Below are 14,697 nucleotides of genomic sequence, written 5' to 3' on the forward strand. Positions count from 1 at the left end.
TCCAACCCCCTACTCTTCTACCCAGCGAAACAATTGTTTATTTAATAAACCAAACAGTCGGTCCGTGATTAAACCTAAAATCCCGATGACTAAAATCCCCATAAAGATGGACGATGTATCTAAAAAGCGTTGAGCTTTTAATATGTTGTAACCTAGACCCGAATTGGCGGCTACCAACTCTGCCACTACTAAATACGTCCATGCCCATCCCATAATCATTCGCAAGCTTTCCATCAGCTTCGGCAGCATCGCCGGTAAGATCACTTTGAAAATTACCATGGTCGACTTGCCCCCTAGAGTGTAGGCGGCATTGATTAAATTTGACGGCACACTTTTGACATTATCTGCCACCATCGGAATCAGCTGGAACAAAATCCCCAGCAAGATCACCGCTACCTTCGCATTTTCCCCAATGCCTACCCAAACCATAATCAAGGGTACAAAAGCCGGCACTGGCAAATAACGAAAAAATTCCGTTAAAGGCAAAACGAAGGCTTCGATTTTCGAAAAGGAGCCAACCAGTACACCTAAAGGAACTCCAATCACAATCGCCAGTAAGAATCCCTTCATAATTCGGGAAAAGCTAATCCAAGTGTCCGCCACCAATGAGCCATCCTTCATACCATTGATGAATGCTTCAATAACAGCTACTGGTGTTGGTAAAAAAATAGGACTGACCATGCCACTGGTACTAACCAACTGCCATAGTCCCAGCACTAAAATAAACGCAACTGTTGCAATCATGGAATACTTCTGCTTAGATATCCCTTTTCTCAATCTAATTTTCGTTCCAGTTCTCGGTATTACCCGCATATCCATAGCACTGCCTCCTTGTTAAAACTTCAGTATTTATTCAGCTTTAGTGTTCGGTACTGTCAAATCTGGATTTTCTTTATATATCTTATCAATATAAGTAGAATCGAAAATACTCTCCGGATCTTTTAGTTCTTTGGACACCATACTTTGATTTAACAGGAATTTAGCAGTTTTTTCTGCTGTATATGGCAAGTAACTATAATCCTCAGCCGATTTATTGAAGGCCGCTTGATTGTCAGCAATCGAGAACAGCTGAGCACCCTTCATAGCAGTCGCCATTTCTTCAGTACTGATATCAGCCTGTTTCGCCATAAACTCTAAAGCTTCATCCGGTTTTTCCGCATAGGCCTGCATTCCATCAAAGTAGGCATCGACAATCTTCTGGACATCTCCCGTGCGCTTTTTTAACAACTTTCCACTGACCATCAGCGTATCAGGAATTAATCCTGGTGTTTCGGAAGAATCAAACAACACGTTGGTATCTCTTTCTGAAGCCGCATAGCTTAGCGACGGCTCCCACAAACTAGCCGCATCTACTTGACCCGAAATTACGGCTGGTCCGGCATTTTCTACAGTCATATTGGTCAATTCGACATCCTTTTCGGTTAGGCCTACCGTTTCTAAGGCGTTCAATAGAAAAAAATGTTCAATCGTTCCAATTTCGGTCGCTACAGTTTTCCCTTTCAAATCTTTAAGAGAGGCAATTTCCGATTGAGCAACAATCCCATCAGCCCCGGCTGAATTATCGTTGACTAATACGACTTTGAAATCCACGTCGCTCAGTGCTGGCGAAATCGTATCACTTAGTGCCGCACACACTGCGTCAATCTGTCCACTGTTAAAGGCTTGAAGCGAATCGCTGTAAGTATTGAACCAAACCAGCTCCACATTTACCTCGTTTTCCTCAAATGCACCGAAGCCCTGCACCGCGTACCAGGTATACCACCCTGGAAAGGCACTGACACCAATCTTGATGTTTTTGTCAGAAGAACTGTTATCTCTGGATTTTTTGGCTTCTCCGCCAGCATTGCCACCGCAACCACTGATTAACAGTACTAGTAAATACGTCATCATCAAAAAGCTGATTATTTTTTTCATACCTCATCCACTCCTCATTTTTATGCCAACGCTTCAATCCCGGTTTCATTGGTTCGAATACGAATTACATCATCTAAAGGAGTAATAAAAATTTTACCATCTCCTTTATTTCCCGTTTGATTCACCTTCAAAACAGTTTCTACTAAACGATCAACATTTTTTTCTTCAATATTGATTTCGATAATTCGTTTACTGACGAAAGGACACCTGATGGTAGAATTACTAACATTTGTCTTATTTACAGAATAGTCTTGCTGGTCCTTGCCTCGTCCGAGTACACGATAGGTGTTCAAGGAAAAAAAATTTTGCTCTATCAAAGCCGCCTTTGTCTCATAATATTTGTTATCGCGAATAATCACTGTAACTAGTTTCATAGCCCCACCCCCTATAATGCTTTCGCTCCACTGCTGATAGTCACCGCTTTTTCCACTGGTAAAACAAATATCTTCCCATCGCCAAACGCACCTTCCGATCCTGACCGACAAACCTTTTGAATGATGTCAATTACGTGTTTCTCATCCACTCTTTCTACAACAATGACAATTGTTTCTTTCGGAATTTCATCGTAATAAACAGTACCAAGCTTTAAGCCTCTCTGCTTCCCCCGGCCTAAAACACTGTAACGAGTAGCTGAAACAAATCCTGCTGCCGCCAATTGGTTTAACACCTCATCAGCTTTTTCTGGTCTAACAACAGCTTTAATCATTTTCATATTTTATTCCATCCCTTCTAAATAAAAAATGCACTGGTAGTCCTCTCGCACCCAGAGGCCTACCAGTGCTAAGCAATTTCCATTTGAACTATTAACCCCGGCAGGTGAATAATTCTGGATATTTTTTATTATCATATAAAACAATCAGAGATTATTCAATAGCATATGTCATATTTTATAACACAAACTGCAAGTTTTCTTAAAATAATTACATTTCATGTTAACTTTTATTTCTCGTTGCGAACAAATTGATGGCAGGTTAATTAATCATAAGTTGTAAACCAATCATGTTAACTTGAGAAATTCCCATCAAATAAACATTCATTATACTTAATTGTTTTAAACAAAACTTGAGCTTTTCTAATTTCCTTATACTCTGTATTAGGTCTTGTATTGAACGAGATAATTTTTTCATTGATCTCAATCAACGTTGTTTCGTCTAATCGTTTTCGGAAATGGGCCATTGAACTCGCATCAAAAGACTTTTCATCATGATAGTCAGATAATCCAATGAAAAATTGTAAGTAAAGATTTTCAAGTTCTAGTCATGGAATCCATTCCGCTTTTTTGATCCGGCGATTTTCAGGATTAATTTTTAAGTTGATATATTGAAATCTTCAAATACAAGTTGTGTGTAAATTTGTGGTTTATACCTCCTAGTCCTCCATAATAGATAAGAGTCTTGCATTTATTTTATTAAAATCGATGGACAGCAATGGTGTGTTCACGTATTTAAACGAATCAGTAGACATAACTTATTGTTTAGTCTTTCTCATTATTTTTATCTTTATATAAAACAAATTTTTCTCGCTGTTTTCTATTAAGAATATTAGTAACGAATGATCCATAATAACGCTCCTTCATCTCAATCTCTATCCTACACTTTTCTTTTTCAGCTAAAGTCAAACTCTCTTTAGACATAAAAGTCCCCCTTAAAAAACTCCACGACAACAAACTCAACAGAACACATTTTAAAGAGTGTCCAAGACAATCATATCGCCTAGAGTATGCTCTAGGTCAAGGTTTTCAAAGGAAATAAAATTGGATTTTTGTAAATTTTTCAATTGACTAAATGAAGATTATTCTTTAAAATAGTAGGCACATGATAGGAATAACTAAATAAAAAAAGGCACTTGGTTTTCTAGCTACCAACTAGATCACCAAGCCCTGATTAAGTCACACTACTGACCAATCAAGTTGCCCTTAGTCAATGTTCGACATTGACATAGATTATTTTACTCAATTTTAAAGGAAATATCTAGTGTTTTTTTCTAGTATTCTTTGTAATTTTAATTGGTTAAAATCGCAGGATTTTCGACTCCTGTTTATTAAGGCTATGCAACAGTATTGGTAGACAAACCAATACTGTTTTTTTGTTGGTTTTCCTATCATGCTTCTTGCAGAGTATAAAGTATTCTCTTAATTCGTGTATTGCTCCACAACATATGGATATAAGAAATCTTTTTTACTCTGCTTTTTTCGGTTATTATAAGAGCAAGGAACAAAAACTATGATCTGGATAAAGTAAGACTCAATGAGCTGCAACTCATCGAATCCTACTTCAATGACTAAAGTCCTAATTGTCACGGATGAGTTCGAACTGACGGACAGCTTTAATGAAGCGCTCTGCTAGTGTTTGGTAGCAATCTTCATCTATAAAGCCATAAGAGTTCTTAGACAGTTTTAACAGCAGGTTTCTAAATTGACTAAGAAGCTCTTCCATTGATTCTTCATCACCTTGTTGTGCTTTAATAAGAATTGGGACTAAATTGACATAGTTTTCCATAATTCCACTCCTTCAGATACCAGTTTTTTACTAGTTCTGGAGGAGCTCTTTTTTGGTTATTTGCTGTTATGGACTGATAGTTAAGTGGTCTTCCAGTTTCTTTATAGCCCTCCTGCGCTGCTTTGAAACTGCCTGACTTGTAATTTCCAGTTCTTTAGCAATTAGTGGATCTTTTTTCCCTTCAACATACCTCTTGAAGATGATCAGTTTTTGTCTTTCAGTTAACTGAGAAATTGAGTTGGAAAGATTTTCGTCTTCGACATAATCCTCAAGATTCTTATAACTGCCCTTGGGTAATGACTCTAATAACTGTTCATTTTGATACTGAACACTCATTAATAAATTTTCATCATGGATCAAATCAATTCCTTTACTCTTACCATCTCGAATATAGTTTAGCTTTTCATTGATCATTACTTTATGGATATAACGCACAAACATCGCATTCATTACTTTTTCATCTTGCATCTATACGTTCCTCCTAACATATTGCCAGTAACCACGATAGGCTTTTTCTACTGAGAAATTATTCGACTCACCAATCCTAGGGAGTGTATTACTTCTGAAGCTCTCAAATGAAATATTAATTTGATAATCTTCAATCAATCTTTCATAAATACTTTTCGAGTTCATAGGAACATCTGAATTTCTCAAAATTTCCGAAACATAGCCTGCAATCCTTTCAAAAGCTACTTTCGGCTTTCTCTTATACCTTGGAATCACATTTACTTTCTTTGATTTTTTATCAGAAATCGATTCTTTGATAATCGAATTTTGGCTAAAGGGAGTCTCCCCTGATACCATTAACAAATCATCAAGACGATATTTCAAATCATAATACTGACGACTTAGTTCTCTTCTCTCTGAAATTATTTCTTGCATCAATCCATAAATAACTTCGACTTCTTTTTCAGCATCCATAGGCTTTCCTTTCTTTACTAGTTATTAATAAACAAACTTTTGAACCTAAAAAATGAAACCTATTTAGACAAAAAAATGGAAGTGACAATTCTAAGAATCATCACTTCCAAAAAGGTTTTGGTTATTACTATCTACGGATAATAGTAGAGCATCCCATTCCACCGCCAATACACAAAGCAGCCAATCCAATTTTCCTATCACTTCTGACCATTTCATGAATAAGTGAAACAAGTATTCGACAACCTGATGCACCTAGCGGGTGACCTAAAGCGATGGCTCCACCGTTTACATTCACTATGCTTTCATCTATTTCAAGATCTTTGATTACAGCGACAGATTGCGCGGAGAAAGCTTCATTTAGTTCTGCTAATTGAATATCTTTTATTGATAATCCTACCTTTGACAAAACTTTCTTCGTAGAAGCAACCGGTCCAATGCCCATGATCGAAGGCTCAACCCCCGCCACTTCTCCAGCTTCCCAATAAGCAAGAATTGGGATATTCATTTCCCTAGCCTTTTCTTCACTCATTAAAAGGACAGCAGCAGCTCCATCACTTATACCAGAGGAGTTTCCAGCAGTGACTTTCCCATCCTTAATAAAGACTGGACGTAACTTCTCTAACTTTTCTACCGTAGTATCTTTTCTTATACTTTCATCCTCAATAAACAAGTGACTTCTTTTTTTAGTTTTAATTTCAAACGGAAGAATCTCATCAATGAACTTATTTTCTTCAATTGCTTGAGACGCTTTTAATTGACTAGATGCCGCGAATTGATCGAGTTCTTCTCTTGTTAAGTTCCATTCCTCTGCAATATTTTCAGCAGTTACACCCATATGATAGTCACTGAATGCATCTTGAAGACCGTCATTAATCATTGAATCAATGACTTCGCCAGAACCAAGTTGATAACCATATCTTGCTTTCGTAAGAAGATAAGGACTAGCTGACATATTTTCCATACCACCGGCTACAATAATATCTGCATCGCCGGAAGAAATGAATTTTGCAGCCATATTAACTGTTTGTAATCCCGATCCACAAAGAAGATTAACTGTGGTAGCAGGAGTCTTACACGGTAGCCCAGCTTTCATCGCTGCTTGTCTTGCTACATTTTGTCCCTGACCCGCCTGAAAAACACAACCCATAAATACTTCATCCACGAGATCAAAATCAATTTTGCTTTCCTCTAGAACACCCTTAATCACATGACTTCCAAGATTGCTAACTGAAATATTACTTAATGAACCACCCATCGAGCCAATTGGCGTTCTTAATGCGCTAGTTATTACTACTCTTTTTTTCATGATATGCTCCACCTTACATACTATGTTTGCGACTCAAATTCGCAAAATCAGTATGGTTCCTTGTATAGCCGCCTCTTCCCCAACCGTCGTCCTTTAGTTCATTGATGACTACCGATATTTTTTCAGGTGGTATATTTAACAAATCATGTGTTCCCTTCGTAAGATCAAAAATCAGTTTTTCTTTTTGTTCTTTCGTACACTCACTCATTAAATCGACTTTAATTACTGGCATTGTCATCTCCCCCAACTGTTTGAACTCGTGAATTTTCCAGCCAATCATTATCTGTACCAACTGCTCCCGCTTGTCCCCAATTTCCACTAGGAATCTCGTTAACAAAGACAGTTATCTCATCTAATGGCTCTCGAAAAGTTTTCGATATTATTGTTGTACATTCTCTAATCCAAGCTTTTTTATTTTCAGGTGTAATTCCTTTCCACCCATATATCTGAACGATCGTCATCTTCATTCTCCATTCTAAATAAGCTTCTTAATCCCAAAACTTCTGAGATTAAGAAGCCAATAATTATCCTACTTTATAGTATTCATACGTATTTAGACCACCCTTGATATGGTCATGTCCGGCTTCCTTAATGATCTTTTGATACTCGGGTGTCAGGAAACTATTTCTATACTCATCGGGATCTCCTTCAAATTCTGTAACAAAAAGGACTCCAGGAGTAGAAGATAGTAAACTATGGAATGCTACGAAAGACTTCACTTTATTATTTCTTCCCACAAAATCAAAAATCGTTTTTTCACGCCAGTCCAAGTAATCCTCAATACCTGATAGTGGCACTTCGATATGTCGCAACTGCATAAACGAACTTGTCGGCAGTAAATTATCTCTTGGTGCTACTTGTTTCACCAAAGCCACGATTTCCTGATGAAAATCACTTCCCATAAATTCTGAAATTCCGTTAACAAATCGGTTGAACTCGGGACTTTCTAAAAATCTTTGTGCATCATTAAACTGTTCAATTTTATAAAGTAAAACTAACGTATTTTTCTTAATCGCTTGATATAAAACAGAATCATTGAGTACTTTTTTCGCTTCGCTAGAATTCCAAAAGTCAATAATCTGTTGGTTTGTGTGAGGTAAAAATTCAAACTCCGTAACTACTAAATAAGGTGCTTTCTGCTTAATTAATTTCATCATTCATTCTCCTAATCGTGTTTTCCGTATATTGCTCCACAACATATGGATATAAAATTTATGCTTTTCTACTTTTTTCTAAAAAATCTTCATCAATGCCTGAGATTCCATTCTGAATCCAATTAGCTGGTTCCATATCTCTGATCAATATCAGGATGTTGTCACCTATTAATTGAAATTCCTCTTTTAGGAAATTGGTAATTTCATTCCCTAGATTTGATTTTTCGCTTATTGAGAAGTTACGCCAAATATCTAACTCAATAATGATCAATTCTTCTTTTTTAGGAATTCCTTCAAAATAACTATCTTCTGATAAACCATTTGTTCTTCGACTAGCTATACTAAAATCTATATTATTCAGTAAGGCCCCCGCTCTAGAAAAATTTTCTTTTCTCTCTGTTTGAATGAACACTTGAACTTTATCGGGGGCAACTTTCAAATTGTTGACTGTTAATTCGGTGATCGTTGAAGCAACTCTATCTTTTTCATTTCGATTGACTGAAAAAGAAGTTGTTACAGTAAAAAACGGCATATCCTAATCTCCTTATCTTATAAGTCGCATAAAAATCTGTCTTCATTCATGACCAATTCATCTAAAACAAAAGCAACGCCATCCTCGTCGTTACTCTTTGTGACGTATTTCGCGACCTCTTTAAGTTCTTTGCAAGCATTATTCATCGCGACTCCAAAATAAGTACCGGCGATCATTTCAAAGTCGTTATAGCTATCACCAAAACTAATGACTTCTTTATCGGGATTTATACCAAGTAAATGTGACAACTCGATAACAGCCTGACCTTTGGAAGTATTTGGTGCGAGAAACTGCAACATCCATTTGCCTTCTATCCATGGAATAAAAACATAATCGAACTGGTCTTTATAATAAGTGGTCATTTCTTCAAGATAATCATCCAACTTGTTTTTATCATCAATCAACAACATTGAGATTGGTTCTTCCATAGGTAAACTAGTTGAAGGAAGAATAGACATTTCAATTCCCAACTCTTTGGCATATTGTGTGCTCCACACATTGTTATTTTGAATAAACACGCCATTGTCTCTATTAACATGTAGGATCGAATTTTTCTTTTGACTGAATGAAAATATTTCTTCGACTATATTTGACGGTACTGTTTTTCTTGATAGTATCTCTCCTGTTTTCAGGTTCTTGATCAGTCCGCCGTTATGTGTAATAACCAATCCATCAGACTTTATATACTCAAGATGTTTTTCAACAGCGTTTTCCATCCTGCCAGTTGCAAAAACGATCTTTACATTTTTTTCAGAAAATCTATTGATTGATTCAATTGTGTTCATACTGAGTTGATGATGACTATTTAATGTTGTGCCATCCATATCAAACGCAGCTAATTTAAACCTACTAATTCTTTCCATGTTTCTCTCTCCTAAAGAAGATCATTTTCTTCTTTTTTCTAAATAAATCTCTTTCGACCGGAATGTATAAGCGCCAAGAAATCCTTTAGTAACAACTCTTTCACCCTGGATGATGTTAAATACACAGTACATCGCTCCGCCGTCTTGTTCGCATGCTGGAATAGCCTGAATAATATACGGTTCATCAAGCTCAACGTAGTTAATGTAATCAATTTTAAAATTGGTTAAGGCAACTACACCGTTATGCTGTAGTCCATTCAAATGTAAGGATGCCAGTGTCGCCTGACGAAACGCTTCAAATAATTTTATACCGTCAACGTGATCTGAGAGATGATCAGAATTAAGTTCGGCAATATCCGAAAAACCTTTAAAATACCACACATTCCCATGATTTTTTGGCTCTGAAATTAATACATTCGCTGAATTCTTCTTATGAACCATGTCTTTTTCTATTGGTTGATTAGTATTCTTAAGTTCACTGATCAAATCGTTAGGAATAGGAATTTTTGTGGAAATATCATACATCTCTTGTGGGTTCCGATAATTCCATTTAGCACTGTCTAATGCATTACCATCAATTTCATTGTTTGGACTTATATAAATGTGCTCAATCGTATCACCTAGCGCTAATTTTAAGAGCTCCATTTCTCTAAGTGACCCAAACTCAACTTGGTTACTACCTAGTAATTTTGAATTTTCCTCGTCACTATTTTGATAAACTAATGTATATCGTTCTTTTTCTTTTGCTACTACATCAATAGAATTCATTATTTTTCCTCCACTCTTTTAATACTAAAAACTCAGAATACAAAAGGTGGAGGACGATTGACTGTATTAATGACGATCACCTTCCTTCATTATGTTTTATCTAAAGCAACGCTTGTTCGATATCCATAATCAAATCAGCGATATCTTCAATACCACACGACAGACGAATCAGCTCAGGAGTAACTTGCCGATCCAGTCTCTCAGCTTCTGCTAGTCCAGCGTGAGACATTGACCATGGGTAAGATAGAATTGTTTCGACTCCTCCTAAACTTACTCCCACTAACGGAATAGTAGTTTTTGTCAGTACTTGCTTAACCATGTCCACACTTTCCAATTCAAAGCTCACAACACTTCCAAATCCTCTAGCTTGATTTTGATGAGTTTTTCTTCCTCTATGGCTGTTTAATGAAGGATGGTAAACTCTCTTAACTTTACTGTTTCTATTTAAAAATCCAGCCATTAGTAGTGCATTCTGTTCTGATCGTTCCATACGAATACCAAGAGTTTTAATTCCTCTCATCAACAACCAAGCATCTTCTACTCCAAGAATCCCACCGAGTATGGTACGTTGATTGACTATTCTTTGGTTAAGAATTAAATCATTCGTAACAGTTAAACCAGCAACAACGTCACTGTGTCCATTAAGAAACTTAGTTCCACTATGGATAACAATATCTACTCCAAGATCCAGGGGATTTTGATAATATGGTGTCATAAAAGTGTTATCACAGACTGTGATAATGTCATTTCTTCGAGCGATCATTGCTACCGCTTTGATATCAGTGATTTTCAGTGTTGGATTTGATGGAGTCTCCATATAAATCATTTTTGTGTTTTCTCTTATCACATCGCTCCAATTTGATGTTGGTCTTTCTTCGACAAATGTGTATTCAATATTGAACTTATCCAAAAGATCCATCACTATCTGGTAAGTTCCTCCATAGATATTCTGGCAAAGAATAATATGATCCCCTGCTGACAGTAGAAGCAACACAGAACTTATTGCAGCAACTCCTGATGAAAAAGCTACCCCGTATTTTCCATCTCAAGAACTGCAACAGCTTTCTCCAATGCTTCAACCGTAGGATTGCCGAACCTTGAATAAGTATATTTTTGTTCACTGAACAGATCAGACTGATGAAAGGTTGACGCTTGAACTTTTGGAATGGATGAAGCTCCAGTTTTATCATCAATCATAGGATATCCATGTATAACTTTCGTGTTAATATTCATTTTTAGCCTTCTTTAATTAAATAATTGGGTATAACTTATATTTTCGTTATTTTAATCGGATTTATTCTATTGTTTCTAATAAATATCATTTGCTATCCTTGAACGCTTTCTTCGCTGTCTCAATTGCATTTAATACTCTTGGAAAGCCCACATAAGGTAAGGTCTGAATAAACATTTCGATTATTTCATTCTCAGTCCATCCAAAATTTTTTGCCCCCTTAATATGAGTGTAAAGCTGATGGCTTGTATCTCCTTGTGTCAACAGCGCGGTTAATGTAACTACTTGTCTTTGCTTTAGGTCTAGGTATGGTCGATTATAAATTTCACCAAACGCAAAATTTATTATATAATCGGAGACATCTGGAGCTATCGATTCTAGACCCTTTTTAACTTTTTCACTTGTTCCTTGATTCAACTTATTGAGTGTTTCGAACCCCAAATCATACTTTTCTTGATCCATGCTTGAACCTCCTCTCACGTTATGTTAATATATGATAAATGCTGGAGTGTGCTCCATGTCAAGGGGGAATTTCTAATATGGAATATGGCATTGGTGAGTTTTCAAAAATAACGGAATTATCAATCGATACAATTCGTTATTATGAAAAAGAGGGATTAATTATCCCTGATAGAGATGAGAATAATCGCAGGGTTTATGAAGATTGTGATATTGGTTGGATTGACTTTATTAAGAAGTTAAAAATGACAGGAATGAGATTGAAGGATATAAAATATTATGCTCAATTGAGATATGAAGGTGATAGAACCATTGATAAAAGATTAGAGCTTCTTTATCAGCAGGCTGATATTTTATTCATGAAACAAAAAGAAGTGGCAGAACATATCAAGTACCTTTATACTAAGATAGATATTTATCATCATAAACTAGAAGAACAGCATAAAAACAATAATGATGATGATAGTTTGAGATCAGCATAATCTCGGAGACTCATATTTTGAGTCTCTTTTTTCTTTTCTTATTTTTGATAATTTGATTTATTATACGTATATTTATTCAGTATTTAAATATCTTTTTCTAACTGATAAAAAAAAGAGGATTTTTGTTGACATAGACTATACTCCATATACTAGGATAGAATTTATCAACTATTTTAGGAGGTTCATTATGCCCAATCAAAAATACATCGTTATTACAGGAGCAAGCTCAGGAATCGGCTATTCTACAGCAAAAGCATTTGGAAAAAGAGGAAGAAATCTTATTCTGGTAGCTAGGAGAAAAGAAAACTTAGTAAAGCTTAAAAAAGAGATTCTAGATGTTAATCCTGAATTAGACATAGTCATCAAGGTTGTTGATCTTACTGTTGAAGAAAATTTGTACCAACTATTTGATGAACTAGCAGATTATGAGATTGATACTTGGATTAACAATGCTGGTTTTGGTTATTATAGTGATTTTGCTGATCAGGATATTGCAAAAACGGTCAAAATGTTGCGTCTAAATATTGAAGCACTGACTATTCTATCTATGTTGTTCGTCCAAAAATATCAGAATATCGAAAATACACAAGTGATCAATGTATCTTCCGCTGGTGGATATACGATTGTCCCTACGGCAATAACTTATTGCGGAACTAAGTTCTATGTTAGTTCCTTTACTGAAGGTCTAGATCGTGAGTTAATTGATAAAGGTGCGAAAATGCGTGCGAAAGTTTTAGCTCCTGCCGCCACTAAAACTGAATTCGGTAAAGTCGCAAATGACTTGGATTCATACGACTATGACAAAGCTTTTGGTACTTATCATTCTAGTGATCAAATGGCGCTTTTCCTTTTAGATTTATATGATAGTGATAAAACTGTTGGTCATATCAATAGAGAATCGTTCACCTTTGAATTGAGTGATGGTTTATTTAATTATTCGGACAACTCATCTAGCAATCAAAAACCTTAAAAAAGAGATCTTGAAGCTAAATATAGTTTCAAGATCTCTTTTATTATGAAGTTTTTAAAGTGCTAATATACTTCTGTAAATTATTAACTCTTTGTTTTGTTGTCCGAACTTGTTTTTCCAATATCTTAATCCTTTGTTCAAGCGTGCCCTCACCTTGCTGTTCTAAATCAATGTACTTCTTGATTTCTTTGATTTCCATCCCCATAGACTTTAAGCACTTAATGAATTTTATTGACTCGATATCAGAATTTGAATACTTTCTAATCTTGTTCGTTCCTCTTTCAATCTTCACTAGTTCTTCTTTTTCATAATAGCGCAAGGTATCGATTGATAGATTCGTAATTTTTGAAACTTCCCCAATGTTAGAATGTGACATTAAGCATATACTCCTTTCTTGACTAGATGCTATCGTATGGAGTACAGTCCATGTCAAACATAAATTATTAACAAAAATGTTGCTGCTCTAATATTACCTGTCTTCTTCAATCTCCTATCGTAGGTTCCTCAATATCACTTCATAGTTTAATTGGTTGCCTCTTTTTTCATATTACTATTCCGATTATTGTATAGATGTATCAATGATTGAAAACAATCAAACCTCCATATTAATATGATTGATTTTCAATATCTACGTCATTTGTTGTTCACTAGTAAGTCTCTAGCTATTATTAAAATAGCAAAGGAAATTTAAGGTTTTATTACATGTCTTACTCTTGGAGGATAATATGTATTCTAATGAGCGTAGAGAGAAGATTATTGAAATAATTAACGATAACGAAGTCATTTCAGTTAATGAGTTAACCAAAATCTTTAACGTATCAAAAGTCACGATTCGCGCCGATCTGAAGAATTTAGATGCTCGAAATTTGATAAATAGGACACATGGAGGCGCAGTCCTTTTAAAAGAAAAAACTGTCACTCACCTTGCTATTGACCGAGATAACAATGATCAAAAAAATCTAGTCCTTAGAAAAGAAATAGCTACAAAGGCTTTGGACTATATTAGTGTAGGTGAATGCATTATTTTAGATTCTAGTGCTGTATGTTTTGAGTTAGCAAAACTGATCAAAGAGTCCTCTCTTTGGATCACTGTATTGACGAATAGTATAAGTATTGCCACACTACTTCAGGAAAAACATAATTTGACTGTGATAATTTTTGGTGGAGTAATAAATAGATTTTCTGTTATAGAGGGTATTCTGGGTATCGATATTCTAAAGAAAATAAACTTCGACAAATTTTTCTTTTCCGCACATGGTCTATCCCTAAAACAAGGTTTGTCAGATTCAAATCTCAATGAAGTTGATCTAAAAAAACGCATTATTGATAATTCTACACGTCCTATCGCTTTAATTGAAAGCAATAAATTTGAAAGCAATTCTGTTTCAACTTTTACATCCTTGGAGAATCTTGAATTATTGATAACCAATGATAATATACCTTCAGAAACAATAGAAATATATAAAGATAAAGTTACTGTTATCTAGTCTTTTCACCTCTTAATTACTATAAAGTAATCACTGAAATAATTGGAACAAATATTGATTTTTTGTTTAGCTCAAATTAGGAAACCCCGAAGCTTTATCTTCAAGCTTCGGG

General features: G+C 35.5%; 21 protein-coding genes and 1 pseudogene. 3 read left to right on the top strand and 19 right to left on the bottom strand.

Annotation, left to right across the window (positions count from 1 at the left end; genetic code table 11):
- Positions 1-9: 9 nt before the first annotated feature.
- The 18 genes and pseudogenes from IGI52_RS07795 to IGI52_RS07880 all read right to left on the bottom strand — a co-directional run bounded on the left by IGI52_RS07795 (position 10) and on the right by IGI52_RS07880 (position 11,649).
- Positions 10-819, bottom strand: coding sequence for an ABC transporter permease (locus IGI52_RS07795; protein ID WP_438780939.1), 810 nt, complete (start codon positions 817-819; stop codon positions 10-12).
- A gap of 30 nt (positions 820-849) precedes the next feature.
- Positions 850-1,914 (bottom strand): ABC transporter substrate-binding protein, encoded by a 1,065-nt coding sequence (locus IGI52_RS07800; protein ID WP_438780941.1) that lies wholly within the window; start codon positions 1,912-1,914, stop codon positions 850-852.
- A gap of 20 nt (positions 1,915-1,934) precedes the next feature.
- On the bottom strand, positions 1,935-2,288 hold the full coding sequence (locus IGI52_RS07805) for a P-II family nitrogen regulator (RefSeq protein ID WP_438780942.1): 354 nt from the start codon (positions 2,286-2,288) through the stop codon (positions 1,935-1,937).
- A gap of 11 nt (positions 2,289-2,299) precedes the next feature.
- Positions 2,300-2,626: a P-II family nitrogen regulator gene (locus tag IGI52_RS07810; protein WP_438780944.1), complete on the bottom strand. Its 327-nt coding sequence runs from the start codon at positions 2,624-2,626 to the stop codon at positions 2,300-2,302.
- Positions 2,627-2,916: 290 nt separating this feature from the next.
- Positions 2,917-3,138, bottom strand: a complete 222-nt coding sequence (locus IGI52_RS07815) for a hypothetical protein (RefSeq protein ID WP_438782235.1) — start codon at positions 3,136-3,138, stop codon at positions 2,917-2,919.
- A gap of 250 nt (positions 3,139-3,388) precedes the next feature.
- A complete protein-coding gene (locus IGI52_RS07820) occupies positions 3,389-3,547 on the bottom strand; it encodes a hypothetical protein (protein ID WP_438780945.1) in 159 nt (52 codons plus the stop codon).
- A 655-nt stretch (positions 3,548-4,202) separates the two neighbouring features.
- Entirely contained in the window at positions 4,203-4,412 is a 210-nt protein-coding gene (locus tag IGI52_RS07825) for a helix-turn-helix domain-containing protein (protein WP_438780946.1), read from the bottom strand.
- A gap of 66 nt (positions 4,413-4,478) precedes the next feature.
- Complete coding sequence (locus IGI52_RS07830; protein WP_438780947.1) at positions 4,479-4,880, bottom strand: sigma-70 family RNA polymerase sigma factor; 402 nt, start codon at positions 4,878-4,880, stop codon at positions 4,479-4,481.
- Complete coding sequence (locus tag IGI52_RS07835; RefSeq protein WP_438780948.1) at positions 4,881-5,333, bottom strand: hypothetical protein; 453 nt, start codon at positions 5,331-5,333, stop codon at positions 4,881-4,883. It abuts the gene before it with no gap.
- A 127-nt stretch (positions 5,334-5,460) separates the two neighbouring features.
- Positions 5,461-6,639 (bottom strand): acetyl-CoA C-acetyltransferase, encoded by a 1,179-nt coding sequence (locus IGI52_RS07840; protein ID WP_438780949.1) that lies wholly within the window; start codon positions 6,637-6,639, stop codon positions 5,461-5,463.
- Positions 6,640-6,652: 13 nt separating this feature from the next.
- Complete coding sequence (locus IGI52_RS07845; RefSeq protein WP_438780950.1) at positions 6,653-6,871, bottom strand: tautomerase family protein; 219 nt, start codon at positions 6,869-6,871, stop codon at positions 6,653-6,655.
- Positions 6,858-7,100: a tautomerase family protein gene (locus IGI52_RS07850; RefSeq protein WP_438780952.1), complete on the bottom strand. Its 243-nt coding sequence runs from the start codon at positions 7,098-7,100 to the stop codon at positions 6,858-6,860. Before IGI52_RS07850 ends, IGI52_RS07845 begins: the two co-directional genes overlap by 14 nt.
- 63 nt (positions 7,101-7,163) lie before the next feature.
- Positions 7,164-7,793, bottom strand: a complete 630-nt coding sequence (locus IGI52_RS07855; protein ID WP_438780953.1) for a hypothetical protein — start codon at positions 7,791-7,793, stop codon at positions 7,164-7,166.
- A gap of 58 nt (positions 7,794-7,851) precedes the next feature.
- On the bottom strand, positions 7,852-8,325 hold the full coding sequence (locus IGI52_RS07860; protein ID WP_438780954.1) for a tautomerase family protein: 474 nt from the start codon (positions 8,323-8,325) through the stop codon (positions 7,852-7,854).
- A 17-nt stretch (positions 8,326-8,342) separates the two neighbouring features.
- Positions 8,343-9,188, bottom strand: a complete 846-nt coding sequence (locus IGI52_RS07865; protein WP_438780955.1) for a Cof-type HAD-IIB family hydrolase — start codon at positions 9,186-9,188, stop codon at positions 8,343-8,345.
- 21 nt (positions 9,189-9,209) lie between these two features.
- Positions 9,210-9,956 carry an AfsA-related hotdog domain-containing protein gene (locus IGI52_RS07870; protein WP_438780956.1) on the bottom strand — a complete coding sequence of 249 codons (747 nt, stop codon included), beginning with the start codon at positions 9,954-9,956 and terminating at the stop codon, positions 9,210-9,212.
- Positions 9,957-10,056: 100 nt separating this feature from the next.
- Positions 10,057-11,189: pseudogene (locus IGI52_RS07875) on the bottom strand (trans-sulfuration enzyme family protein).
- Positions 11,190-11,274: 85 nt separating this feature from the next.
- Positions 11,275-11,649 carry a carboxymuconolactone decarboxylase family protein gene (locus IGI52_RS07880; RefSeq protein WP_438780957.1) on the bottom strand — a complete coding sequence of 125 codons (375 nt, stop codon included), beginning with the start codon at positions 11,647-11,649 and terminating at the stop codon, positions 11,275-11,277.
- A 77-nt stretch (positions 11,650-11,726) separates the two neighbouring features.
- Here IGI52_RS07880 and IGI52_RS07885 point away from each other — a divergent pair, with 77 nt between their 5' ends.
- The gene (locus IGI52_RS07885; protein WP_438780958.1) at positions 11,727-12,128 is read left to right on the top strand and encodes a MerR family transcriptional regulator; all 402 of its coding nucleotides are present in this window, start codon (positions 11,727-11,729) and stop codon (positions 12,126-12,128) included.
- Positions 12,129-12,312: 184 nt separating this feature from the next.
- Entirely contained in the window at positions 12,313-13,098 is a 786-nt protein-coding gene (locus tag IGI52_RS07890; protein ID WP_438782236.1) for an SDR family NAD(P)-dependent oxidoreductase, read from the top strand.
- Positions 13,099-13,141: 43 nt separating this feature from the next.
- Here the strand turns inward: IGI52_RS07890 and IGI52_RS07895 are convergent, their stop codons facing one another.
- On the bottom strand, positions 13,142-13,474 hold the full coding sequence (locus tag IGI52_RS07895; RefSeq protein ID WP_438780959.1) for a MerR family transcriptional regulator: 333 nt from the start codon (positions 13,472-13,474) through the stop codon (positions 13,142-13,144).
- Positions 13,475-13,823: 349 nt separating this feature from the next.
- Between IGI52_RS07895 and IGI52_RS07900 the strand changes: the two genes are divergently transcribed.
- Positions 13,824-14,585, top strand: coding sequence for a DeoR/GlpR family DNA-binding transcription regulator (locus tag IGI52_RS07900; protein ID WP_438780960.1), 762 nt, complete (start codon positions 13,824-13,826; stop codon positions 14,583-14,585).
- Positions 14,586-14,697: the final 112 nt, after the last annotated feature.

Origin of the sequence: Enterococcus sp. DIV0187 (assembly GCF_051713785.1) — a bacterium.
Taxonomy (GTDB): Bacteria; Bacillota; Bacilli; order Lactobacillales; family Enterococcaceae; genus Enterococcus_A; species Enterococcus_A avium.